This is a genomic window from Cesiribacter sp. SM1 (assembly GCF_020178975.1).
In the GTDB taxonomy this organism is placed as follows: Bacteria; Bacteroidota; Bacteroidia; order Cytophagales; family Cyclobacteriaceae; genus Cesiribacter.
In genome coordinates this window covers 258,413-282,824 of the sequence record NZ_JAHXBU010000089.1, presented here as the reverse complement: position 1 = coordinate 282,824, position 24,412 = coordinate 258,413, and the positions used below count along the sequence as shown (strand labels likewise).

General features: G+C 44.8%; 16 protein-coding genes and 2 tRNA genes. 10 read left to right on the top strand and 8 right to left on the bottom strand.

Going from position 1 to position 24,412, the window contains the following annotated elements:
- Positions 1–616: 616 nt before the first annotated feature.
- The 4 genes from KWJ01_RS16295 to KWJ01_RS16280 all read right to left on the bottom strand — a co-directional run bounded on the left by KWJ01_RS16295 (position 617) and on the right by KWJ01_RS16280 (position 5,957).
- Positions 617–1,135 carry a GAF domain-containing protein gene (locus KWJ01_RS16295; protein WP_224997833.1) on the bottom strand — a complete coding sequence of 173 codons (519 nt, stop codon included), beginning with the start codon at positions 1,133–1,135 and terminating at the stop codon, positions 617–619.
- A gap of 67 nt (positions 1,136–1,202) precedes the next feature.
- Positions 1,203–1,574, bottom strand: a complete 372-nt coding sequence (locus KWJ01_RS16290) for a two-component system response regulator (protein ID WP_224997831.1) — start codon at positions 1,572–1,574, stop codon at positions 1,203–1,205.
- Positions 1,575–1,580: 6 nt separating this feature from the next.
- Entirely contained in the window at positions 1,581–4,115 is a 2,535-nt protein-coding gene (locus KWJ01_RS16285) for a PAS domain S-box protein (protein WP_224997829.1), read from the bottom strand.
- A 168-nt stretch (positions 4,116–4,283) separates the two neighbouring features.
- Positions 4,284–5,957: a PAS domain S-box protein gene (locus KWJ01_RS16280; RefSeq protein ID WP_224997828.1), complete on the bottom strand. Its 1,674-nt coding sequence runs from the start codon at positions 5,955–5,957 to the stop codon at positions 4,284–4,286.
- 896 nt (positions 5,958–6,853) lie between these two features.
- On the opposite strand from KWJ01_RS16280, the gene KWJ01_RS16275 reads away from it, so the two are divergent.
- Positions 6,854–7,354, top strand: a complete 501-nt coding sequence (locus tag KWJ01_RS16275; RefSeq protein ID WP_224997827.1) for a chemotaxis protein CheW — start codon at positions 6,854–6,856, stop codon at positions 7,352–7,354.
- 44 nt (positions 7,355–7,398) lie between these two features.
- Complete coding sequence (locus tag KWJ01_RS16270; protein WP_224997826.1) at positions 7,399–9,036, top strand: methyl-accepting chemotaxis protein; 1,638 nt, start codon at positions 7,399–7,401, stop codon at positions 9,034–9,036.
- Positions 9,037–9,247: 211 nt separating this feature from the next.
- Here KWJ01_RS16270 and rlmD read toward each other — a convergent pair whose 3' ends face one another.
- A complete protein-coding gene (gene rlmD / locus KWJ01_RS16265; RefSeq protein ID WP_224997825.1) occupies positions 9,248–10,651 on the bottom strand; it encodes a 23S rRNA (uracil(1939)-C(5))-methyltransferase RlmD in 1,404 nt (467 codons plus the stop codon).
- A gap of 120 nt (positions 10,652–10,771) precedes the next feature.
- Between rlmD and KWJ01_RS28355 the strand changes: the two genes are divergently transcribed.
- Both KWJ01_RS28355 and KWJ01_RS16255 read left to right on the top strand, forming a co-directional pair.
- Positions 10,772–13,432 (top strand): gliding motility-associated C-terminal domain-containing protein, encoded by a 2,661-nt coding sequence (locus KWJ01_RS28355; RefSeq protein ID WP_224997824.1) that lies wholly within the window; start codon positions 10,772–10,774, stop codon positions 13,430–13,432.
- Positions 13,433–13,645: 213 nt separating this feature from the next.
- Positions 13,646–14,452, top strand: coding sequence for an SDR family oxidoreductase (locus KWJ01_RS16255; RefSeq protein WP_224997823.1), 807 nt, complete (start codon positions 13,646–13,648; stop codon positions 14,450–14,452).
- 138 nt (positions 14,453–14,590) lie between these two features.
- Here KWJ01_RS16255 and KWJ01_RS16250 read toward each other — a convergent pair whose 3' ends face one another.
- Entirely contained in the window at positions 14,591–15,313 is a 723-nt protein-coding gene (locus KWJ01_RS16250) for an SH3 domain-containing protein (protein WP_224997822.1), read from the bottom strand.
- Positions 15,314–15,386: 73 nt separating this feature from the next.
- Between KWJ01_RS16250 and KWJ01_RS16245 the strand changes: the two genes are divergently transcribed.
- Both KWJ01_RS16245 and KWJ01_RS16240 read left to right on the top strand, forming a co-directional pair.
- Positions 15,387–15,459 (top strand) — tRNA-Lys (locus KWJ01_RS16245).
- Positions 15,460–15,629: 170 nt separating this feature from the next.
- Positions 15,630–15,702 (top strand) — tRNA-Lys (locus tag KWJ01_RS16240).
- Between the two features lie 570 nt (positions 15,703–16,272).
- On the opposite strand, the gene KWJ01_RS16235 is transcribed toward KWJ01_RS16240, so the two are convergent.
- Positions 16,273–17,808: a S8 family serine peptidase gene (locus KWJ01_RS16235; RefSeq protein WP_224997821.1), complete on the bottom strand. Its 1,536-nt coding sequence runs from the start codon at positions 17,806–17,808 to the stop codon at positions 16,273–16,275.
- A 471-nt stretch (positions 17,809–18,279) separates the two neighbouring features.
- On the opposite strand from KWJ01_RS16235, the gene KWJ01_RS16230 reads away from it, so the two are divergent.
- Both KWJ01_RS16230 and KWJ01_RS16225 read left to right on the top strand, forming a co-directional pair.
- A complete protein-coding gene (locus tag KWJ01_RS16230; RefSeq protein ID WP_224997819.1) occupies positions 18,280–19,275 on the top strand; it encodes a 2-hydroxyacid dehydrogenase in 996 nt (331 codons plus the stop codon).
- Positions 19,276–19,587: 312 nt separating this feature from the next.
- Positions 19,588–20,217: a DUF4403 family protein gene (locus KWJ01_RS16225; protein ID WP_224997817.1), complete on the top strand. Its 630-nt coding sequence runs from the start codon at positions 19,588–19,590 to the stop codon at positions 20,215–20,217.
- A gap of 144 nt (positions 20,218–20,361) precedes the next feature.
- Here the strand turns inward: KWJ01_RS16225 and pgeF are convergent, their stop codons facing one another.
- Positions 20,362–21,135, bottom strand: a complete 774-nt coding sequence (gene pgeF, locus KWJ01_RS16220; protein WP_224997815.1) for a peptidoglycan editing factor PgeF — start codon at positions 21,133–21,135, stop codon at positions 20,362–20,364.
- Positions 21,136–21,782: 647 nt separating this feature from the next.
- Here pgeF and KWJ01_RS16215 point away from each other — a divergent pair.
- A complete protein-coding gene (locus KWJ01_RS16215) occupies positions 21,783–23,933 on the top strand; it encodes a PAS domain S-box protein (protein WP_224997813.1) in 2,151 nt (716 codons plus the stop codon).
- A gap of 116 nt (positions 23,934–24,049) precedes the next feature.
- The gene (locus KWJ01_RS16210; RefSeq protein ID WP_224997811.1) at positions 24,050–24,412 is read left to right on the top strand and encodes a DUF983 domain-containing protein; all 363 of its coding nucleotides are present in this window, start codon (positions 24,050–24,052) and stop codon (positions 24,410–24,412) included.

Below are 24,412 nucleotides of genomic sequence, written 5' to 3'. Positions count from 1 at the left end.
TAATAGCGAAGCCTTCAAGAGGGCTTCGCTTTTTTTATTAAAAACAGCCTGCTCTTATTACTGCCACCCTGTGCTGGAAATGAGCAGCACTTTATCGGGGGTGCGTAAGATTTGTTACATTCAGCGGCAAAAGAGAGTGTATTTTTAACTAAGGAATAATTCTATAATATATTGCTTTTACTATAAGCGTTGATTCCCGGAGTTTAAATGTAGCTAGATAGATGTTTGAACACTAACAGCTTATGTTTCTGTTATTTTGATAAATAAGCAAGCATAAGTGCAATGATTCCATCGTCCTGGATGATGTAATGTTATGAATAAAGCTAGCCTGTAAGGGAAAACCCTTAGCCATACCTTTACAATAAAAAATGGTAGCAGGAATGGTGAAAAAAGGTAGGGGCAGCAAAGACAGGTTCGACAGACTGGCTGATGCGGTATTGCTGATTAGTATTGTTGTTGTGATTGTTTTAACAATTCTTACCTTCTGTATGACAGATATTTTGACTTTGTTTTAAATGGCTATAAGCCGATAGTGAAGGTGAAATCAAAAATCCCTACTTTCCGGCAGTTAATTCCGGAAAGTAGGGGTGGGAGGCAGGTATCAAATTGCTGATGCTTACTCTCCAGCTAATTGCCGATCTTCAAGTTCAGTCATTACAGCTGTTGCCAAACCTTCCAGCAGGCGCTGATCTTCCTCAGTAAACTCTCTGACTTTTTTATCTACTACACATACGGTTCCAATATTGAAACCATCTGGTGTTCTTATAGGAGCACCTGCATAGAACTTGAGGCCAAAATCGCCTGCAACCAGTGGGTTGGAAAGTAAACAAGGCTCTTCTTTCGCATTTTCAAAGACGGTAACGCCATCATTAAGAACGGCCAGTGAGCACAGGCTTGCTCCCCTGCTTACTATATCGGTACCTTCCATACCAACATTGCCCTTGAAAATAACGTGTTCTTTGTCTACGAGAGAAACCAGTGCAATAGGAACCTTGAAGATCTTGGCAGCCATGGCTGCTACATGTTTGAAAATTCCATCTTCATCGTACCTATCAATAACATTGTAGCTGTACAGCTTTTCAAGTCTCTCCCTGTCGTTATCTGGAATGATTGGTATCCCAAACGTATTCTCCATCCCCTTTTTATTGATTAATTGTGAGCACCTCTCCCTGAAGGTATGTTAACCTATTTCCTTCATTCATCTACAGTTTGCTGATTTCTGCTGCACTTATAGGTTTATGCATGAAACCCGACACCATAGAATTCTTTTTAGCCCTGACTTCATCTGACTGTACAATGGATGATGTGAGAATGTGAATACGGCACCGCTCGAATTTTGACTTAAAGGGTGCAAGCTTTTCAAGCAACTGCCATCCATCCAGTACCGGCATAGCCAGGTCAAGTAGTATAATGTCTGGTAATTCTTCCTTTTCACACTTTAGCAAAGTATCCAACGCCTCCTCTGAATACAGAAAAGATGTAATCTCCTCTTCGCTGGCAATTCCCTGGAAGGTTAACATGTTTCTGATAATGAAGATACTCACTTCTTCGTCATCAATAATAAATACTCTCATTAAAAATTACTTAAAATAGATCAGGAACCTGGTGCCAACATTCACCTGGCTTGTTACTTCAATATTTCCACCCATGGCATTGAGGTGCGCCTTTACCAGGAACAGGCCTATCCCTCTTCCTTCAGAGCCTGTATGGAATCTTTTATATAGTCTAAAGACCTTATCACCTGCCAGGTTCATGTCAAAACCAGAGCCGTTATCAGAAAAGGAAATGATCTTACCGCTTTCGGTATTGCTAATGCTGTTAATACTAATTTTCAGGAGGCGCTTTGGAGAACGATACTTTATGGCATTAGATAGCAGGTTATAGAACACACTGTACAGGTACGCTTTATCACCATGCACATAAATACTTTCCTCAATAGCCAAAGATACCTCAGCTCCGGAAGTATTCAGCGATTCTCTAAAGTCTTCTATGGCCTGTTTACAGATTTGTACAAGCTGTATGCGCTCTCCATCAATGCTATCTTTTTTGTCACGGATGGAGAGAATCATGTTCAGGTCTCTTAGAACGCCGTCTAACTGGTAAACACTCTTTTTCAGGTAGCCCAGGGAGGTATTAAAGGTTTCAGACTCTTTATCGGTTACAGCTAAAAGTTCAACAAGGCCCATGGCATTGGCAACAGGAGCCCTAAGGTTGTGTGAAACAATGTAGGTGAACTGCTGTAAGTCCTGGTTTTGCCTGTAGAGGTCTTTTGTTAGCAGTAGCTGGCTTGCTTCCGCTTCTTTTCTGTCGGTAATATCTGTTTGAATGGTAATGTACTTTACCACTTCTCCCGCTTCGTTTAGTATGGGTGTGGAGTTTACTAATACCCATAACTGCTCACCAGATTTATTATATATGAGTAACTCACCCTGATAGGGCAATCCCTGCTTTCTTTTTTCCTGAAAGCGTTTGGTGGTAGCCTCATTTGTTTCCCCTCCGGAAAGAAGGCTGGCTGCTATTTTTCCTGTTGCTTCAGATAAGGTATAGCCTGTAAGGCTTGTAAAGCCTTCATTTACCCACTCGATAGCCCCATTTGCATTCTTAATAATAACTCCATTAGTAGTTTTACTAGCCACCAGGGAGAGCTTTTGCAGTTCCTGCTTTGCTTTTACGCTGGCCGTGATATCATTTATGAAAATAGATAAACTCTCTGCTGATGGAAAAGCTTTTACATTCAGGAACATATCAAGCTCCTCGAGGTAAATTTCGAAATTGGCAGACTTTCCTGTTTCAACAGCACCGTAAAATTGTTTTTGGAATGCTTCTCTGAGCTTACCCATATCCATTTCCCAGAGATTTCTGCCTAAAAGGCTATTCCTGTCGGTGCGAAAGAGTCTTTCAAATTCTGTATTCACATAGGTGAAAATCCAGTTTTTGTCCAGGGTGCAGAAAGCATCTGTTATGCTTTCCATGATGTTGTTCAGCTTTTCAGCCTGCCGCCTGATCAGGTTGTTGGAGTTACGGATCTCTGTAACATCCTTCAATATGCTGAATGTACCAATGGTTTCCCCTTTCACAACCACCGGAATCTTCAATATATCGATACTGGCCATTCCCCTGCCTTGTATGGGTAATTCTATTTCTGCTCTAACAGGCTCGCCATTAAGTGCCTTCTCCAGCATTTGCTTATGGACATGCACTAATTCAGGAGGAAGAATATGAGATAAGTCCCGGTTTAAAAAGAAATCCTTTTCAACGCCATGAACTGCCAGGGCGGCAGCATTAACATCAATGATCACGCCATCTCTGTTCTGGATGAAAATCATATCTGCATGGTAATCAAAAAGAGACTTAAACCGCTGCTGGCTTTCTTCTAACCACACTTTATGATTAACCATCTCGGTTACATCCCGTGAGGTGGTTACAATAGCCTGTACCGCAGGGTTGTGTAGCTGATTACTAACAGTACTTTCTATCCATCTCCATTCTCCCTTTGCATTTCTGAACCGCAGGTTAGAGACTACAAAATCGTTCCGGGAACTCACTGCTTTTGCCAGAGACTCTTTGACCACTGGCAAATCATCGGGATGAATGTAATCCAGCAGGCTGGTGCCTACCAGTTGTTCAGGTGTGTACCCCATCTGCTTAAAGATAGAGCCGCCACTATGTATATAATTCAGCTTCTCATCAAACACTGCCAGGGTATCAGCACCATATTCAGCCAATATTTTTTGAAACTCTTCTTTTCGGCGTGAAATCTTCTGTGTGCTTATGTCACGGCCCACACATACCATCACATCATCATCTTCTGACCAAACAGCAGACCAGAGCATCCAGACTTCCTGCCCGTTTTTATGGATGCCACGATTTTCAAAGTTACTTACCCTTGATCCACGCTGAATGTCTTCTGCTATCCTGCCTGTGGATGCCAGATCATCGGGATGTAGAAAGCGGGCATAGTGCTGGCCTACAACCTCCCTGCTTTCATACCCCAGGATACGCCAGAATGCTTCATTTACATTAACATAAATACCCTGCTTATTAATGGTACAGATAACATCAAGAGAATTTTTAACTATCTTCTCCCAAATATTTACATCCCTGCTAACTTCCATTTACGCTAATCTTCTCTCTCTGAAATGATTACAAAGTTACAACACTGCTGTTTACTGGCCTGTTAATGTTGTATAAATATTATGTTGAATAACAAGATAGTAAGAGCAGGTTTTGATACCTATCCGATAGTTCATGCTTCTCTGCACTAAAGTCCTGATGAAGGGAGTCTATTTTCCAGGAAGGACGTATCTCTTTAAGTAAACATAGAAGGTTGTGCCTTTTCCTTCCTCACTTTCCATTTCAATTTTGCCACCATTATTTTCAGCTATTCTGTTTATCATAAATAAACCTATCCCTGTTCCTTCTATATGTTTGTGCATACGGTTAAAAAGGGTGAAAGCTTTCTTCTGCTGTTTTGGCGAAAGGCCTAATCCATTGTCTTTTACAGAAAGAATTGTCCAGCCATCTTTACAATAGGTTTTTAACTGAACCTCTAATGGCCTTTCCGGACTGCGGTATTTGATGGCATTAGAAAGCAGGTTGTACAGGATACTCCTCAAACTGCTCCTTTTATATTCAACACAGGTTTCTTCAAAATTCTCAGTTATGGTAGCGTTACTTTCGCTGATGAGGGTAAACACATCCTCCTGTACTTCCCTGCAAATCTCATCGAAACGTATGGATTCCTCCACCACCTCATCAAACTCCTTCTGTGTTCTGATTATCTTCAACAAATCACCAATGGTTGTTTGAAGCTTTTGAACAGAGGTATCCATCATATCCAGCAGCTTACTTTCCTTTGGTTCCACTTTACCGGAGAGCATTCCCTTTAAAAGAGAAAGCAGTCCTTCTATATTGGTGATTGGGGTTTTCAGATCATGAGATACTGTATAAACAAAGCTGTTCAGATCATTATTACTCCTTTGCAGATCAGTATTCTTTAATTCAAGTTCAAGCTGGGTTTTCTTGTATTCAGTAATGTCTTCCGTTAGATGGAAAACACCCACCACCTCACCATTAACCATATGAGGAATCATGGAAAATCTCCACCACCCTTTTCCTACCTCCTTTACATCCAGCTCTACAATTTCAGCATCTATTATTTCTCCTCTAAAGACTCTCTCAAACAAAGGCTGTATTGTTTTAAAGGCATCCTGGCCAATTACATCCCATACATGCTTGCCTATAACGTTTTCTCTTGGCTCATGCCGAAAATCTTCATAGGCTTTGTTAATAAATCGGTAAATGTAGTCCCTGTCTTTATAAGATATAAGCACAGGCATAGTATCTGTGATCAGGCGAAACCACTGTTCACTTCTCTTTAGGTCATGCTGACTTTCGTATAGTTCCCTGGTTCTAAGTTCAACCCTTTGTTCAAGTTCGTTATTGACCCTGCGAAGGGCTTCTTCGGCAGCCTTTAACTTTTCATTGGCTGCTTCCAGTTCTTTCTGCTGTTCCCGAAGTCTTGTGTTTGCCTCCTCCTTTTCCCGAAGAATCTGCGTTCTTTCCGAAATATCCCTTATGATAGCCGAGAAGAAATAGGTGTCAGCTTCTTTCCAGCTTGATAGGGAAAGTTCCAGAGGAAACACCGACCCATCTTTGCGTACTCCCTCTATCTCTATCGTGCGCCCCATAAGCACCGGGGCACCAGTAGCAACATACCTTTGCACCCATGCACTGTGTCCCTTTTTGTATGTTTCGGGCATCAGTATGCTTAAGCTTGCTCCTGCCAATGATGCTTCCGCATGCCCAAAAAGCTCGTAGGTTTTTTTGTTTGCAAAAACAATGGTGGAGTTTTCATCAGCAATCACAATGGAATCTGAGGCAGTCTGCGCAATAGCCTCAAATCTTGCCTCATTAAATTCGGTTGTACTGCTAATTTTGATGAATTGATTCCCCATTTATTTCTGGTGTAAGTTTCAACAGCACACATAAGTCGGTACCAATTATCTCAGTGGATCTGGCTAATTAGTGGAAATAAAATCCCGGCTATCAATAAAAAGTTCCTTTCGTTTGCTGGCTGCCCTTTCAGGTTAAGAATAATCCCAGAACAGAAGGTGTATAAGTAGTGGCTGATAGAAAAGTATTTTTTTAAGTGTTCAAACTAAAGCGGAGACTTTTTGTAGGTCAAACTTTGACAGGAGTAAGATCAGTGACGGGTATCCTATGAAGATGTCGGTCAATCGTGTAAAGGATTAATTGTAAAACACTGTAATTCTTTCGGGAAATATACCTCTAACCCGCTGATTTGTTCCGATACAAGTGCCTGCTTTGTGGTGTTGTTTTTATTTATATACCATTGAAAGTCAAAATGTAATGTTCTGTCAAAAAGAATCAAACGTGAGGATGGAAATTATAAATAGATTAAAAAATTGCAGCTAATTCCGTGGAAACTCTAGGTAAATTGTCATCAAGGATTTTTCTTATCGCTACTCAGCTTAAACTAATTTGCCTTTTTTGAAGATTTGTAGTGTCACCCATTTATGCCTATTCTAACAATCTTTGGTGATTTGCAGGTAGACCTAGTTAATGTAGGGTTGCTTCTGTTAAGGTGAAATTTAAAGAGCAGCGTTGAAGTAATTTTGTACATGTCAGAGAAAAAGCTCTACACGATAACAAATGGTGTTGGTTTGTCTAAGTGAGGTGTTATCTAAACTGTTTCTAAAAGTAAGATAGGTCTGCTAAGACATAAAGCTGTTGTAACTTCTTTCTAGCAGCAGCTTTACAATCTCTTGCTACACGTTACAAACGTGACAAGCCAACTCCCTAACCAGAAATCACCCTTGATACGCTAAACTTGAAAACTTTAGAATCAGACCTTGACACCTGCTTGATCTTTAAGATTGATCGGGAGACTTTCGGTGTGAATGTAAGCAAAGTAGTAGAGATACTGGAAGTGCCTCATATTACTAAAATTCCAAAAGCACCAGCGTATATACGAGGGGTAATCAACCTTCGTGGAACAGTACTTCCAGTAGTGGACACTCGCATAAAATTTGGTCTTGCACCTGTTAATGACACTGCAAGCACCTGTATTATAGTACTCTCTATAGATTGTGGTGCGGAGAACACAACGGTGGGAGTGTTAGTAGATGAAGTAAAAGCCGTACTAGAAATAAATGAGTCTACTCTGGCAGCTGTACCGAAGATAGGTGGTAAGTATGATTCTGAATATCTGAAAGGTTTTACAAGTCAGGGTGATGATTTTGTGATGATGTTGAACATTGATAAGGTCTTTGCAAGCAAGGACATTGTCAACCTGAAAGACCATATGGCCGCAACAAATCCCATAGCATAAACTACTTCAAATACAATACATCCTAATTAAGCATTCTAGATACCATGACTATACGCAAAAAACTTCTCCTGAGCTTTAGCTCCATCAGCATTATCATCCTGATTTTAGGTATTAGCTCCATCAAAATACTGGATGTTGTTAATGATCAATCCACGGTGGTTGCCAGTAACTCGCTTCCTTGCGTTTACTATACCTCAAATATCAATACGCTTACCAGTGATTTTCGCATCGCAGAGCTTAGCCATATCATTGCCTCCACACCCAAGGAAATGAAAAAGCAGGAAAAGGCAATAGCAAAGATCAAAGTAGAGATAGACAAGATGAAAGCGGGATATGAACCCTTAATATCAACTGAGGTTGAAAGAGAAAACTGGAATAATTTCCTGGAAAAGTGGGAAGCATATACAGAACTTAGCGAAGAGGTAATTGACGTTTCTCGCAAACTAGAGACTGATTCTGCCATGGCTATCATGAATGGCGAATCAATGGCTAACTTTACAGAGGCCTCTGCACTTCTTTTAAAGGTGGTAAATGAAAATAGGCGTCAGGGAGATGAAGCCAGCCTCTATGGAGATCAGTTGTATAATTCCTCACTGATTATCATCAGCACTATTCTCTTAATTGTATTGGTATCATCGCTTGTACTGGCTTACTGGCTTGTTAATACCATCACTAAATCCCTTACTTATGCCAATGAAGTGGTAAAAGAAATCTCGGAAGGAAATCTTACTGTCACTGTCAACAATCATTCTAACGATGAAGTGGGAACACTTTTGCAGGGAATGAGCCGCATGGTCACAAAATTAAAAGAAGTGCTCTCTTCTGTTTCGATGGCGTCCGGTAATATTGCCATGGCCAGCAGTCAAATGAGTTCAACCTCACAACAAATGGCACAAGGGTCTCAGGAGCAGGCTGCTTCTGCCGAAGAAATCTCATCATCCATGGAACAAATGGCTGCCAATATCGGGCAGAATACAGATAATGCGCAACAAACTGAAAAAATTGCTTTGAAAGCAGCCGAAGACATGAACGAAGGTAGCAAAGCAGTTCATCAGACCGTTGATTCTATGAAGAAGATTGCCGATAAAATAACAATCATCGAAGAAATTTCCCGCCAGACCAACCTGCTAGCACTGAATGCCGCTGTAGAAGCGGCTCGTGCCGGGGAGCATGGAAAAGGTTTTGCGGTGGTGGCTGCTGAAGTTCGTAAACTGGCAGAAAGAAGTCAAAAAGCAGCTTCTGAAATAAACGAATTATCTGGTTCCAGTGTAAGTATTGCAGATCAGTCTGTTAAACTACTGGAAACCATTGTGCCAAACATTCAGCATACTGCCAGACTTGTACAGGAAATTTCTGCGGCAAGCATTGAGCAGAATTCAGGGGCAGAGCAGGTAAATAAGGCTATACAGCAGTTAACCCAAGTGGTGCAGCAAAATGCATCAGCATCAGAAGAAATGGCTTCCAGTTCCGAAGAATTAGCTAGTCAAGCAGAGCAACTAAAGGAAACCATCTCTTTTTTCAAGATTGATGGGCACGGACAACAGCAGTCTTACATTAGAAAATCTAAGACTAACATACCGGCACCAGCCACTGGTAAGGTTTTAACAAGTAATGGATTCGTGCTTGATCTTGCCACGAACGGGGCAGGAGATGCACTAGATAGTAACTTTGAAAAAATGTAACAGACAAATCTGGGTTAGTCAGAAAAACAGTCTCCCAGATACTACTCCTAGATATTGCTAACATCCAAAAAGCTGATTGATCCTGTTCGATCAGCTTTTTTAAAGTATTGATGCTTGGCTATTGATGGTAAAGTAAAAAAGAAAGCCTCACCCCTGTAAATGCTTGATTTACAGGAGTGAGGCTTGGAGGTTAGAAGAAGTGTAAATATTTTTACCTCAATTCCAGCAGCACCACATTTTCGATGTGGTGGGTGTGCGGGAACATATCTACAGGCTGTATGGCTTTCACATCATATTTTTCTGATAGCCACTGCAGGTCGCGGGCCTGGGTGGCAGGGTTACAGCTTACATACACAATGCGCTGTGGAGCTACGGCCAAAAGGGTTTTAACCACATCTTCGTGCATGCCGGCCCGTGGTGGGTCGGTAATCACCACATCGGGCTGGCCATGCTGCTGTATAAATTCCTGCGTGAGCAGATCGCGCATATCGCCGGCAAAGAAGCTGGTGTTGCCAATGCCGTTGATCTCTGAATTTATTCTGGCATCTTCTATGGCCTCGGGTACCGATTCAACTCCTACCACTTTTTGTGCCTGCCGGGCAACAAAGTTGGCAATGGTACCGGTGCCGGTGTAAAGATCATATACCACCTCGGAGCCGGTAAGAGCGGCATAATCGCGTGTTACCTTATAAAGCGTATAGGCCTGGTCGGAATTGGTCTGGTAGAACGATTTTGGTCCTATCCTGAAGCGCAGCCCCTCCATTTCTTCCTCAATCCAGGGGCGGCCCTTGAACAATACCACTTCCTGGTCGTAGTAGGTCTCGTTAAACTTCTGGTTAATGATGTACTGCAGGGATGTGATTTCCGGAAACTCCCGGTTCAGAAACTCCATTACCTTTTGTACCTCCTCCATAAAGGGGCGTGCAAACTGCACAATCACCATGGTTTCGCCGGTGCTGCTGGTGCGGATGATGAGGTTGCGGATAAAACCTTCATTCACCACCAGGTCGTAGAACGGCAGGTTTTCGTCGTGGGCAAATTTGCGCAGCGCATTGCGGATGGCGTTGCTGGGGTCGGGCTGCAGGTGGCAGTACTCAATATCCAGCACCCGGTCAAAGCGCCCCGACATATGGAAGCCCAGGGCGTCTTTCCGGATTTCGCGTCCGCTCTGCAGCTCTTCCTGGGTAAGCCATTTACGGTTGCTGAAGGTGTACTCCAGCTTGTTGCGGTACATGCTGATCTTTTCGGAGCCAATGGTAGGTTTTACCTCCGGCAGGCTTATTTTCCCGATGCGCTGCAGGTTATCCACCACCTGCTGACGCTTAAATTCCAGCTGGCTTTCGTAAGTGAGGTGCTGCCATTTACAGCCCCCGCAGTAGTCGAAGTGCTGGCAAAAAGGCTGTTGCCTCAGCTTTGAATAGGAGTGAAAGCGCACCGGCATGCCTTCGGCATAGGTTTTTTTATCACGGATGATGCGTACGTCTGCCACATCGCCGGGAGCCACGTTCTGCACAAATATTACCTGCCCTTCATGTCGGGCCACACATTTTCCTTCGGCGGCTACAGTAGCTATCTCCAGCTTCTCCAGTACCTGATTTTTCTTTAGTCTTGCCATGAGCACTGCAAATTTACAATTTTTTCACGCTAGGCTCAGGTCTAATACTAAAATTCTGCATATATTACACTTATGGGAAAAAAAGGGATTTTTTGGTACATTCTCGCCCTACTTTTACTAGTGTCAGCAGGTCCGGCCTTTGCTACACATATCGTGGGCGGCGAATTTGAGTTACAGTACCTACAGAGAGAACGCTACAGGTTACGACTCATCCTCTATAACGACGACATTAACGGTAATCCCGGTGCTATAGATCCTAATGCGCAGGTGTATATCTGGAGTAAGCGCAATAACCAGCTGATGCAGATTGTAAACCTGCCTTACCGGAGCAGGGAAGATGTGCCCTATACCAACCCGGCCTGTGCCATTGCGCGGCTTAAGACCAGTAAGGTAGTATATTCGTCAGATATAACACTTCGCGAAGATTTTTACAATGATGAAGAAGGATATTACGTGACCTATGAACGTTGCTGCCGTAACAACATCATCAATAACATAGTAAGGCCTGATGCTTCCGGCCAGACTTTTTACCTGGAGTTTCCGCCAGTTGTGAACAGCAATGGAGAGTCCTTTGTGAACTCTTCTCCGGTTCTTTTTCCGCCCCTAAGCGATTTTGCGCGCCTGGGCTATCCTTTTTTCTTTGATTTCAGGGGTACCGATCCCGACGGAGATTCGCTGGTCTACAAGCTGGCTACGCCCATTGCAGGCTTCAGCAGTCCGGATTTCCCGATTCCTTCTTCACCAAATTCAGCTCCCTATCCGGGTGTAACATGGGCCACAGGCTATTCTGTAAGTAATATGGTGCCTGGCAATCCTGCCTTGCAGATTGACAAGGGTGGCTATTTACGTGTAAAACCGGATAGAGAAGGCCTGTTTGTTTTTTCCGTACTGGCAGAAGAGTTTAGAGAAGGTGTAAAGATCGGTGAAGTGCGCCGTGACTTCCAGATGCTGGTCTATAATGTGGCAGGAGAAGACTTTCCTCCTGTACTGGTGGCCGAAAAGGCAGATGGTCAGATTTTCAGGGATCACATTAAGGTGGTGGATGCCGATTTTCCGGTGGCAGGCCAGGATCGCTGCCTTAGCCTTAAGGTTACAGATGAAGACATCCAGGCAGAAGACGGTTTTACTGAGAACCTGCGCTTTAGGGTAGTAGGTGATAATTTTTCCGGCGCAGGTGGTGTCACCCTTTCTGTGCAGCAGGGAACTGTAACATCAAATGCACCAGAGCTTTTCCTTAACGTGTGCCTGCCGGAATGTCCGCCCGTATTCACGCAGCCTTACCGTTTTAGTGTAGTGGCTTATGATGATGTTTGTTCCGTACCTATGACCGATACCCTGCACGTGGAGGTATCCCTTACCCCTCCGGCAAACGAACCTGCACATTTTGTGAACCTGGCAAATAGCCAGCTTTCTGTGCGCCAGGGAACCCACAATATGCCGGTGGTGCAGGAGGGTGATGTATATGATTTTATTGTGGAAGGGTTTGATGCCGATGGCGATGACCTTGAATTCAACTGGGTGCCGCAGGGATTCGATGCACAGCAATGGGGTTTCAGCATTAATAAAATTGATGAGGTAGTAGCACCGGACGGACAGCGAAAAGTGCGCTGGGGTGTACGCTGGGAAGCCGTTTGCAGCGCCCAGCGCGATTTTGGTGTTAAGGATAAATTTACATTCAGGCTTGCGCTTGATGATAAGCCTGATTGTGACCAGCACCGGCAGGCTACTTATGATGTGAGCTTTGGGGTAGAATTACCAGGGAGCCTGCCTCCTGATGTAACGACCTCCATAAATAATTTTCAGCAGGCAGATGAGCTGGACATGGAGGTTCTTTTTGAACAACCACTCACTTTTTTGGTGAAGTCAGAGGATCCCGATGTGGATCAACTCAACCTTAGAGCTGTTGGAGCAGGTTTTGATCTGGAAGACTATGGTATGTCATTTACTGGAGGCACTGGTGTTGGTACGGTTCAGGGTGATTTTAGCTGGATACCAGGCTGCGGTAACATAGATACAAGTAAGGATGTATTTAAAGTTTATTTTATTAGTCAGGATGCTGCCTTATGCAAAAGATCAATGGCTGATACCATTGAAGTAAATATTAGGGTGAATTATCCAACGAATTTTGCTCCTCAGCTATCAGCTCGTGTGGCTGAAGGAGACAATATTGAACGCTTAGAGCTTTTTGTGGGAGAAGAGGTAAGTATATTGTTGCGTGGTATTGACGCTAATAAAGTAGACGGGCTACTTTTGAGTTTGCAGAATATTGAATCGCCTAACAATGCCATTAACTATAACTGGCAGGATGTAAGCGGAACAGGTGAAGTAAGTTCCTTGCTTTCCTTTACAGCCGATTGCGATCTTTTGCAGGGAGAAAGTGAGGCTATGGTTAGTTTCTCTTTCAACTTGGAGGATAGTCCCTGTCTGGACAAAAAGTCTGACAATCTAACCCTGCAGATTTTAGTGAAAGACAGGCAGCAGGATTTTGACCCTGTTAGGTTTGTGAATGTGTTTACGCCCAATGGCGACCGCTGCAATCCGTATTTCGAAATCAAAGACCTGCCCGAAGATAACTGCTACAACCGCTTTGAGTATGTGCGGGTATACAACCGCTGGGGTAAGCTGGTATTCGAGAGCAATGAAAGGAACTTCAGGTGGGATGGCGAGGGCTATGCTGTGGGTACTTACTACTACTTGCTGAAGTACACCAACCAGACTTACCGAAGTCCGCTTTCGCTACTCTTGGGCGACCCTGCCTTTGGGGCGGATTGTGCAAACTAAAGATTGTGCAAACTAAAGTTTGTGCGAGCTAGTATCTCTGGAAATCATACGTTGCAAATTGTTCTGTTCCCGGGCCTGCTCTTCTCGCAGGCCCTTTTTTTATCTTCTTATGATCATGTTAAGTGCTGTTAAAGGCTGTGTTGCAGGAGCATCGGGCAATAGTTTGCAGGCTTGCTTCCCCGAAGGTTGGCAGTTTTTATTAGCTTTGCCGCTATGCAAGGGAAAGTAGTACTTATTACTGGCGCCACCTCGGGTATTGGGCTGGCGCTGGCACAGGTGTTCGGCCGCAATGGGGCTAAAGTAGTGATTACGGGTCGTAATGCCGGCAAACTGGAGCAGGCGCGGCTGCAGCTGGAGGGGCAGGGCTTTCAGGTGCTGGCTGTGCAGGCCGATGCCGCTCTTGAGCAGGATAATGAGCGCATGGTTAAGGAAACGGTGGCACAGTTCGGGCGGCTTGATGTGCTTATATGTAATGCAGGTATTTCGATGCGAGCCTTGTTCGAAGACCTGAAGCTGGAGGTGTTCCGGCAGGTGATGGATATTAACTTCTATGGTGCTGTTTACGCCGTTAAATATGCCCTGCCCCATATATTGGCCGGCAGGGGAGCAATCATTGGTATATCGTCTATCAACGGGCACAGGGGGACGCCAGCCCGTACCGCCTATACAGCTTCTAAATATGCCATGGAAGGCTTTTTTGAGTCGCTGCGTACCGAGGTAATGAAGCGGGGCGTGCAGGTGCTGATGGTGTGCCCTGGCTTTACTGCTTCGAACATACGGAATGCTGCACTCACTGCCGATGGCACGCCACAGGGAGCCTCACCGCGGGATGAAGGCAAGATGATGACGGCCGAAGAAGTAGCAGAAGAGACCTTCAGAGCCCTTCAAAAGGGAAAAAGGGACCTGATCCTCACCGGAGAAGGAAAGCTGGCTGTGTTCCTAAATAAATGGGTGCCAGGCATCATGGATAAAATTGTGTACAACAAGATGGCCAAAGAGCCTGATTCTCCTTTCAAATAATTGTGAGTGAGTGATCTGGTGAATATTGAGTTAAAAGGCGCTGCGGATAATTTTCTTTGAAGTTGATATCATTCAACAAACAGTACATTAACTCACCACAACGACAGACGATCAAGTCACCCACTCACTTGTTACTTTCTACACCGTCTCAATAAAATCTGCTTTCACGTAAGCGACTTCGTTGTTCCAGATAACTTTTATCCATACATCTTCCCGGCCCAGAACCTCCAGCCGGTGTCCGGCTTTTAGCTGTGTAAGTACCCCGGCCCCGGCAGAAGGACCTCGCATCAGGTAAGTGTTGTCCTGCATCAGGATGCCTTTGGAGTAGGAGGGTCTTACATTCACAAAGTAGAAGAGCCCGCCCAGGAGCACCATTAAAAACAAGGTAGTAATTACCGATCTGTGTTGATGCTTAATTCTGCGGTACAGGATCAGGCCGGTGAGGAGCAGGCTGAAAAAAAGCAGCGTACCTACAATCGGAAGCTGGTAGCGTCTGATAATGCTGCGCAAGTATTCTTCTTCGATAATATCATAGCCGCTTAGCTCGTAGCGCCCCGCCAGCTCCCTAATACGGGCGGCAGCATCCTCATCAGAAGTTTCGCGATAATACAGGTTAAGCAGGTACAGGGACTCCGGAATATGGCCCAGGGCCTCCTGAATGTAGGCCATGCGTAATAACATTGCCGGCGAAGCCCTGTTTTTTTCTAACAGTTGCTCGTAGAGTGGAAGTGCCTCGGTATAAGCCTGTTGATTGAAGAGCGAGTCTGCTTTTTGCAGGGTTTCTCCAGGTTTTGCTGCCAGTGCCGACAGCGAAAGTAGAGAAAAAGTCAAGATTTTGAATATGATGTTTTGCAATTTCATGTTGAGTTCCTACCTTTGCAACGCAATTAAGCAAAACAAGGGCTCTCTAAAAAGGCGGCCCTGTTTTTTTCTTGATTCCGTAGCTCAGCTGGTAGAGCAATACACTTTTAATGTATGGGTCCTGGGTTCGAATCCCAGCGGGATCACAAAGTAAAAACGTTTTCCGGGAAGCGGAGAATATATTGACTGAAAAAAAATTCTAAAGTACTGATTCCGTTACTTTGTTGCGGTTCGTCGTACGATAGAGTAACAGGTTTTTAATGTATGGGTCTGCCATTTTGCGTCGGCCTGTCATTAAAATGCCTTAGAAAGCACCGATTCCGTAGCTCAGCTGGTAGAGCAATACACTTTTAATGTATGGGTCCTGGGTTCGAATCCCAGCGGGATCACTCTAAAAGCCTCTAAATTTTCTTTAGAGGCTTTTTCTATTAATATGGTGCTGGTAGAGCAATACACGTTTAATGTGTGGGTTCTGGGCGGCAGCCGCGCTGTTCGAATCCCAACGGGATTACTCTAAAAGCCTCAAGTCTTCTTGATTTGAGGCTTTTTTATTTAGGGGTGTTAGGGGTGCCGCTGCAAAAGAGTATATGCTATGCCGCCTCGCCTCCAGGCGGGTGGCGGCTTTCCTGAAGCCTCCTTGCTTCTGCTTAACCCATTTTTCTTTTTTTCTATTGGGCAGCGCTGCATGTGCTGTAAGCTCTTTGCCGGAGCTCATGTTTTTGATTGTTGTGCGCAGGAAGCCTTTTAAAGAATGCTGCCCAGCTGGAGGCGGAGCGAGCATTTTTACTGATTCCTTAACGGTGCAGCACAATGATTTCATCTCCTGCAGTTAGGTTTGATTACAGATAAACTGGGGCTAAAAAAAAAACTGCCATTCATGAACCCATGAATGGCAGTTTTTTTAATTATTCTTCCCTGTTAAGGAAGTAGTGATACTTAAAGTATCTCCTGTTGTATGTTTATTGTACTGCTGTTACAGCTTTGGCTGCATTTACGCGTCCATGGCCATAGTAAGGATCTCTGCCGGGCTTGCCAAGATCGTCGGCAGAAGCTCTCATAACAGCTTCAACTTTTGCAGGGTCCATGTCTCCACCATTCTGGCCTACGATCAGTGCAGCAACACCTGCAGCGTGAGGACCAGCCATGCTGGTACCTACAGACCAGTAGTATGATGATCTTGTTGGATCTAGGTTGCTGCCGCTGCTGAATACGTAATCAAATACATACACATATTGGGTAACAGCACCGATGGTTGCGATCTCGTTGCCTGGGTAAGAGTAGTCACCACCCGGAGCGGCAAAATCTACATCATGGATACCGTAGTTTGAATAAGAAGCAAGGTTATCCAGGAAAGTAGTTGTTGGAGCCAGTGCCCAGCCCTGTGGTGCTGTAGCTGAAATAGAAATTACGCTTGGTGAGCTGGAAGGAATGTGTACCAGGGATTTGTCCTGCTGACCATTGTTTGCATCATTACCGGCAGAAGCGATTAGGGTAACACCCTGCTGTTTTGCATAAGAAGTTACCTTATTGATAGCTGTGATCAGTTCCTGTACAGCTTTTGTGTCGCTTACAATAAAGTCATCAGAAGGATCATCTGGTGTTCCATTATCATCTAAAAACTTGCCATTACGTGGAATGGCAGCGCCTAAGCTCATGTTGATTACATCAGCACCCTGTGCTGTAGCGTGCAGAATACCCTGCATCATCCAGCTAAAAGAACCTGTGCCTGAATCGCGCAATACTTTAACCAGGATCAGGGTAGCTTCTGGTGCTACACCAATAATACCTATGCCATTATCGGCTGCGGCAATGGTGCCGGCTGTGTGTGTGCCGTGGCTGCCTACACCTGTAAGGCGATAGTCTAATGTTTCACCCACTGCAAAGTTTGCAGAAGCCTGCAGGTCAATGTTTGGAGCCAGGTCAGCGTGGTCAAGGTCAAAGCCGCTATCCAGAACTGCTATACGAACACCTTTGCCGCGGGCGCCGGCATTCCATGCTTCCGGTGCGTCAATGGCATCATGCCCCCACTGCAGGTCAAAATAACGATCATTGTCGCCGCTGAAAGGAGGGTTGCCGTAAGTGGCTTCGTCAAATTCTACAATTTTTTGTTCAGAAGGATTGTACCACTGAACTTCCAGGTCGCGGATCACAGAGCTTACGCCTTTGATCTTGGCTGCTTTGGCGGCAAATTTTGAATCTGTTGAAGTAACGGTTACAATACCTACTTCATCCATAGAAGCAGTAATATCTCCTTTCAGTGCTCTTAACTGTTGTTTGAGATCGTCTGAAAGAGCGCCGCTAGACATTACAATGTAGCTGTTGGACTTAAACTTAACATTGGAGTTAGCGTTAAGATCCGCCATGTTGGCTGCGCTTTGGCTTTCAGGAGATGATGGGTTAACGGCATCAATCTCTAGATTGTCGCTGCAGCTGAATGAAACTGTCAGTCCAAGCATCAGGCCGTAAACAGCCTTCGATTTGTAATTAATCTTCATAAAATTGATTAGTGTGGGTATGTTGTTTGTGTAATGAATACAGTGAAAAATGAGAAAAAGTGCAGAGCAGTAGCAAATATTGTTAAAAAAGGTAAAATAAATTTAAACGGCTGGATTACAATTGATTAATGAAAAAACAATATAGGTATGTCTGATTTAATAAACAATCATCAAAATTAAAAAAAAATTAAAATTTCGATGTTGGAACATTTTGTCGCATATGGCTACGCCTTTTTACCTTGTAATATATACAGTATAAAATAACAGGGATGTGATGTAATATATGGATAAAAAAATTATTTAAAAAGGGCTCATTATCGTGTGTGGATTTTGAAATGACATACTTCTCCTGCCTGGGATTAAATTTGCACTGGCTTAAGCTTTATATGTTCAGTTGCCTTGTATCTCTGGGTAAATCTTTTTTCTTGCCGTAGCAGATGATTTTTTAGTTCTTTTCAAAACCTATCGGCCATGAAGGTTATATTTTTCAGCACCAAGCTTTACGACAGAGATTTTTTTAGCAGGGCCAACCAGCAACAGGGATTTAACCTGCACTTTCTGGAAGTGCCCTTAAACCGTAGTACCGCTGTACTGGCCAAAGGCCATGAGGTGGTGTGCGTATTTGTAAATGATGTGGTAGATGCCGATGTGCTGGAGGAACTGGCCCGGCAGGGAGTAAAACTACTGGCACTGCGCTGTGCCGGCTACAACAATGTAGACCTGAAAGCTGCCGCTGCTCTGAACATCAAAGTAGTGCGTGTGCCTGCCTACTCGCCCTATTCGGTGGCCGAACATACCATCGCGCTCATTCTTACATTAAACCGTAAAACCCACCGGGCTTACAACCGGGTAAAGGAGGGTAACTTTGCCCTTAACGGGTTGATGGGATTTGATTTGCACGGCAAAACCGTAGGTTTGATCGGACTGGGTAAAATAGGCCTGGTAACCGCCCGCATCCTGAAAGGCTTTGGCTGCCGGGTAATGGGGTACGATATTCAGCCATCGGCCGAAGCTGACGAAATTGGCGTTGAATTCTCTAAGCTCGACAGTATTTATTCGCAGGCAGATATTATTTCCCTGCACTGCCCCCTTACACCCCAAACCTATCACATTATCAATGAAGAAAGTATTGCCCGGATGAAAAAAGGGGTGATGCTGATTAATACCAGCCGGGGAGCGCTTATTGATACACGGGCAGTTATTGCAGGGCTCAAAAGTGAGCAGATCAGCTACCTGGGGCTCGATGTTTACGAAGAAGAAGCTGATCTCTTCTTTGAAGACCTTTCCAGCAGGGTTATTCAGGACGATGTATTCATGCGCCTGCTCTCTTTCAATAATGTGCTCATTACGGGGCATCAGGCATTCTTTACCAGCAATGCCCTGCAAAGTATTGCCGAAGTAACCCTGCAGAATATTGCCCAGTTTCAGAACCAGCAGGCACTGCAGAATGAGGTTTGCCTGTTCTAAACCCGGCAGGTTGTATTAATTGCTTTGCTGCCATGGCCTATTCTCTAGCCCTTTTGCCCATAATACTGCTCATTGTGCTTTATTGGCCGGCCTGCTGGGGTGGGGACTCCAGCAGCTGTTCTGGTAGTCAGTTACGGAAATAAGGCTAAGGGCAGGCGCACTCATAGCTTGCAGCCGGGCATTGCCGCAGCAGCTAAAATTAAGCGGATCTTTTCGGTAACTATGGTTTTTTTGCTACTATAGCAGCGCTGTAGAGGTGTGGGTCAATGGCCAGTACAATCCGTGCCTCATAATTCAATATAAGACGCACCAATGGACCATCATAATATCAACATCAGGATACCTGTACGTATTTCTTATGCTTCCCTGGAAGAAGCGCTTAGGCTAAAATTAGTAGGCGAATATATTTCGGCAAAAGACGATTCCGGAGAGGAGGTAAAATATGCACAAGTGCTTGGGGTAAGCCTTTTTAACAGCAATGTAAAGTCTTATGATATAACAGTAGCCCTAAGGCTTAAAGTGTTGCGTACTCTTTTTAAAAGAGATAGTGTTGATATTTATGTTCACGCAGCCATGGGCTATGATAATGGCAGGCAGCAGCTTTTCTTAAGCCGCTATAACCTGGATGTGAGAACATCGAGCAGCTTTTACAATGCCGGACTGGAGGTGCTGGCAAATACAATTGCCAGTAATAAAATTCTGGGTAAAACCAGGCTCGACCTGGGTGCAAAAATAACAGAACAGGTACAGAAGGTAAATGGCCAGCTGGAAACCGGCCTTGAGGTAAAGGGGCTGCGACTGACAGGTGCGGTTAGTACTGTTAACGTACAAGACCTTATGCTGCAGGCAAGCGGTGTATCACTGCAGCTTATTGTAAGCGCAGATGTTGACGTAGAAGTAGTTGACCTGCTTAGCCTGATCCCCGCTGATTTGAAGCCTTAAGCCTGGTGTCTGGCCGTTAGTTTTCAATCAGTGACTAAAGATGCTTCCGCAGGTAGTTATTGGGGTGCGTGTACCGGATGGCTTTAGCGGGTTATCATAGTCATAGTATCAGCTTGTAGTTCTCAATCCAGCATAGGTGGAGCATTATACCAGCATGATTCCGGCAGCAAAGCGGCCTGTATCACCTTTTCTGGCAGAGAAAAAATGCTCGTTGTGCTTTACTGTGCACAGCTCAGATATTTCAATGCAGGATTCTTCAACACCAAAATCCAGGAGCTGCAGCTTATTGGCTTTCCACAGATCGAGTTTTGCCTTCTGGTTGGCCTGGGGTATCAGTAAGCTGTTGTGTGCACCGAAGGTTTTCTCCACCTCCTGCACAACCTCCTGGCCTACCTCATAAGATGCCTGGCATACAGAAGGTCCGATACAGGCAACCAGGTCTTTGCCCTCGGTGCCAAATACACTGTGCATCTCCCGGAGGGTTTTTTCCAGGATCAGGGCAACAGTACCTCTCCAGCCCGAATGTACGGCAGCCACAGCTCCGTTTCTGCGGTCGTACAGCAGGATGGGTACGCAGTCAGCTGCCATTACAGCAATGCACAGGCCTTTTTCATTGGTAATGAGTGCATCTGTATCCATCAGCTCCTGTTTTTGCGTACTGCTGCTCACCCGCACTATTTTGGTTTTATGGACCTGCGAGGGCAGGTAAAGCTGATTTTCCTCTACACCCATTGCTGCTGCCAGTAGGCTCCTGTTGTGGCGTATCTCTTCCCGGTTGGGGGAGCTTAAGTAGCTAAGGGTAAATTCTTTTCCGTTGTCAGTAGTGCTTCTGTCGGTTATAAAATGTTTAACCGCAGCTTCTTTGCTTAAGCTTTCGCTCTGCCACAGTCTGAGGCCATTAATCATTACTTGCTTCATAATTTATGTTTTACCGAGTGCGGAAAAATACACTTTAAATATAGCTAAAAACTTTTCGGCGCAGCAAAAGCCTGGCTACAGGGGGGGAGTTAGCAGCTTGTATTGCGGTAGCTAGGGCAAACACAGGTGATTATCTCAGTAGCAGTCTCATGAATGCCTAAGCATTCCCGTTATTCCCCTGAAAAGGGGAATCTGTTAACTAAAAGCAGTAAAATCTAACTTTATCGGGTATGTCTCACAGATCACTACCACTACCTCCGTGGGGATGACGAAAACTATTTAAAAGATAGCTTTTAGGTGAAGCCTTCAGCTGTAAAAAGAGTGATCCCGGAATAAAAAAATCATAGAATTTACCTTCCAATGGTGTGTTTTTTTAGTTTTACCCCAGACAGTTACCACATGCCGGAGGTTCTTCTTTTTTAAGCTCCTCCGTTTAATGAAGCTTATTTTTTACAATCAATCATTCAACAGTGTGGACTGTGAAATGTGGGGCAGATAGTTTGTAACCTACTTATGCAATATTTGCTCATGAATAGGGTAATTCTGAACAGCATGAGTTATTACCTTATCGTTGATAAATAAGGATAGATTTTTGGGCTGTGGCTACGTTTTTTTCAGTGGGCAGCATTTTGTTAATGTGATCAAGAATGGACGAGCTGAGGAGTTTTAGAGATAGATTAACGTTTTCTGAGGTTAGATTTCAGGCAATTGCGCAAACTGCCACCGATGCTATTGTTATTTCTGATGAAAATGCTACAATAGTTTTTGCCAATCACAAAGCCTTTGAGATTTTCGGCTTCCGGGATGGTGAGCTGATTGGCCTGAACCTGAATGTTATAATGCCTGAAAAACACAGGCAGGCACATACGGCGGGCATGCAGCGGTTTATGAAAACTGGTCTTCCAAAACTGGTAGGCCATACGGTGGAAATAGAAGGATTGCGCAAAGACGGAACAGTTTTTCCACTGGAACTCTCGCTCTCCTCCTGGAAAGAAGAGGGCAACTATTTCTTCTCCGGGATCATGCGCGATATTAGCCGGAGAAAACAGCTGGAACAAGAAAAGGAGAATACAGGTCAGCTGCTGCAGAACCAGCAAAAAGAACTGGAAGCAGCCAATAAAGAACTTCAGCTTTTTCAGGAAGAGCTACAGGCCACCAACGAAGAGTTAAGGGCATCGGAGGAGGAATTGAGGGCCTCTAACGAAGAACTGCTCAGAAAGGAAGAGCAGTTGCAGGCCTGGAATGCCCGGCTGGAAGAAAAGGTAAATGCCAGAACCCTGGAGTTACAGCAGGCCCGGACCGAAGCAGAACGGCATCGTGACAGGCTGGAGCGTTTCCTGATGGAAGCGCCCGCCATTATATGTGTGCACAGCGGGCCAGATTTCATCTTTGAATTTGTAAACCCCCAGTACCAGCGCGTTTTCCCGGGGCGGCAGCTCCTGGGCAAACCCCTGCTGGAGGGGCTGCCTGAGCTGGCAGACCAGCCAATCTGGCCCATCGTGCAGCGGGTATATCAAACCGGAGAAACCTATGTGGGTAACGAGGTGCTAATGCCGCTGGCAAGCCATGATGGCGGCCCTCTTCAAAATAACTATTATACCTTTATTTACCAGGCCCGCTTTAATGCCGAAAATCAGGTTGACGGCATTATGGTATTTGCATACGATGTTACCCAGCAGGTGCAAGCCAGGAAGGTGTTGGAAGAAAGTGCTGCCCGTTTAAACTTCATGGCCGATGCCATGCCGCAGAAAGTGTGGACTGCAAAAGCCAATGGAGATGTAGATTATTTTAACCAGAAGTGGCTGGACTATACCGGGCTTTCTTTTGAGGCGCTAAAAGACTGGGGCTGGAAGAGCATTATCCATCCCGACGACTGGGAAGAAAACGAAAAGGTATGGATGTATTCTATTGAAACAGGGCTTGATTTTCAGCTGGAGCACCGCTTAAGAGGAAAAGACAATGAGTATCGCTGGCACTTGAGCAGGGGCCTTGCCCAGCGCAGCACCGATGGCTCCATCAGCATGTGGATTGGCACCAACACCGACATACATGACCGCAGACTTGCAAATGAAAAGCTGCTGCTGGCGCAGGAAGATCTGAAGGCTACAAACATAGAGTTGAACAAGATCAACAACGACCTTGATAACTTTATTTACACAGCCTCACATGATTTAAGAAGCCCTATATTAAACCTGGAGGGCTTAGTAGCCCTGGCAAGAAAAAACTTTAACGATAAAATCGAAGATAAGGACCGTTCGGTGCTGGAAATGATGGAATCTTCCATCTTGCGGCTAAAGAGTACCATTCTGGACCTGGCAGAAATAACAAAAACGCAGAAGGGTAGCAAAGAAGTACCTGAACAACTCTCATTCAAAGATATTCTGGAAGAGCTGAAGGCAGACCTGGCAGGTAACCTGGAGGTATCGGACGTTAACTTCCGGGAAGATCTGCAGGTTACCAGGCTGTTGTATGCAAAAAAGAACTTAAGAAGTATTCTGTATAACCTGTTGTCGAATGCTATCAAGTACCAGTCACCGAAGCGGCCACTGGTGGTCCGGATAAAAACCTATAGGGAAGAAGAGCACACGGTTCTGAGTGTAACAGACAATGGCATAGGCTTGAGCCAGGAGCAGCTGCCTAAGCTTTTTACCATGTTTAAGCGGCTGCATACGCATGTAGAGGGAACCGGCATAGGCCTTTACATTGTAAAACGGATTGTTGAGAATGCAGGCGGAAGAATAGAGGTGGAGAGCAACTTAGATCGGGGAACAACCTTTAAAGTGTATTTTAAAAGTTAAAAAAGCAGCTGCAAATTTAAGATTAGCCAGTGGCAAGAGCTGATTTTTTTAACTTTGCGTTAAGCTGATCTAAAGCAAAAAAAAGCATGGGCAACAAACCCAATTTAATATACAGCATGCTAACGGCTAAATGCCCCAGGTGCCGGGAGGGCAGCATGTTTCCGGAAGGTACATTGTACACAAAGCGATTTGCACAAATGAACCCCAGGTGCCCCTGCTGCGGACAGCCTTTTGAGCCTGAGCCTGGCTACTATTTTGGCGCAATGTTTATCAGTTATGCCATTACCACAGGCATTTTCCTGATGGCGTTGTTCATACTAAACCTGCTGGTTGAGGAGATTACCATGCTCATGGTATTTGTAACAGTAGTAGGCGTGGTGATAGGGTTTTTACCAGTAATCTTCAGGCTTTCCAGGTCGCTCTGGATCAACATTTTTGTTCGTTACGAGGGCCCCTGTGATAAGATCAGAAAGCTGTAA

What these genes read in the sequence shown, in the direction of transcription:
- KWJ01_RS16295 (WP_224997833.1), bottom strand. Translation starts at nt 1,135, where the DNA reads ATGGAGAATACGTTTGGGATACCAATCATTCCAGATAACGACAGGGAG.
- KWJ01_RS16290 (WP_224997831.1), bottom strand. Translation starts at nt 1,574, where the DNA reads ATGAGAGTATTTATTATTGATGACGAAGAAGTGAGTATCTTCATTATC.
- KWJ01_RS16285 (WP_224997829.1), bottom strand. Translation starts at nt 4,115, where the DNA reads ATGGAAGTTAGCAGGGATGTAAATATTTGGGAGAAGATAGTTAAAAAT.
- KWJ01_RS16280 (WP_224997828.1), bottom strand. Translation starts at nt 5,957, where the DNA reads ATGGGGAATCAATTCATCAAAATTAGCAGTACAACCGAATTTAATGAG.
- KWJ01_RS16270 (WP_224997826.1), top strand. Translation starts at nt 7,399, where the DNA reads ATGACTATACGCAAAAAACTTCTCCTGAGCTTTAGCTCCATCAGCATT.
- rlmD (WP_224997825.1), bottom strand. Translation starts at nt 10,651, where the DNA reads ATGGCAAGACTAAAGAAAAATCAGGTACTGGAGAAGCTGGAGATAGCT.
- KWJ01_RS16255 (WP_224997823.1), top strand. Translation starts at nt 13,646, where the DNA reads ATGCAAGGGAAAGTAGTACTTATTACTGGCGCCACCTCGGGTATTGGG.
- KWJ01_RS16250 (WP_224997822.1), bottom strand. Translation starts at nt 15,313, where the DNA reads ATGAAATTGCAAAACATCATATTCAAAATCTTGACTTTTTCTCTACTT.
- KWJ01_RS16235 (WP_224997821.1), bottom strand. Translation starts at nt 17,808, where the DNA reads ATGAAGATTAATTACAAATCGAAGGCTGTTTACGGCCTGATGCTTGGA.
- KWJ01_RS16230 (WP_224997819.1), top strand. Translation starts at nt 18,280, where the DNA reads ATGAAGGTTATATTTTTCAGCACCAAGCTTTACGACAGAGATTTTTTT.
- KWJ01_RS16225 (WP_224997817.1), top strand. Translation starts at nt 19,588, where the DNA reads ATGGACCATCATAATATCAACATCAGGATACCTGTACGTATTTCTTAT.
- pgeF (WP_224997815.1), bottom strand. Translation starts at nt 21,135, where the DNA reads ATGAAGCAAGTAATGATTAATGGCCTCAGACTGTGGCAGAGCGAAAGC.
- KWJ01_RS16215 (WP_224997813.1), top strand. Translation starts at nt 21,783, where the DNA reads ATGGACGAGCTGAGGAGTTTTAGAGATAGATTAACGTTTTCTGAGGTT.
- KWJ01_RS16210 (WP_224997811.1), top strand. Translation starts at nt 24,050, where the DNA reads ATGCTAACGGCTAAATGCCCCAGGTGCCGGGAGGGCAGCATGTTTCCG.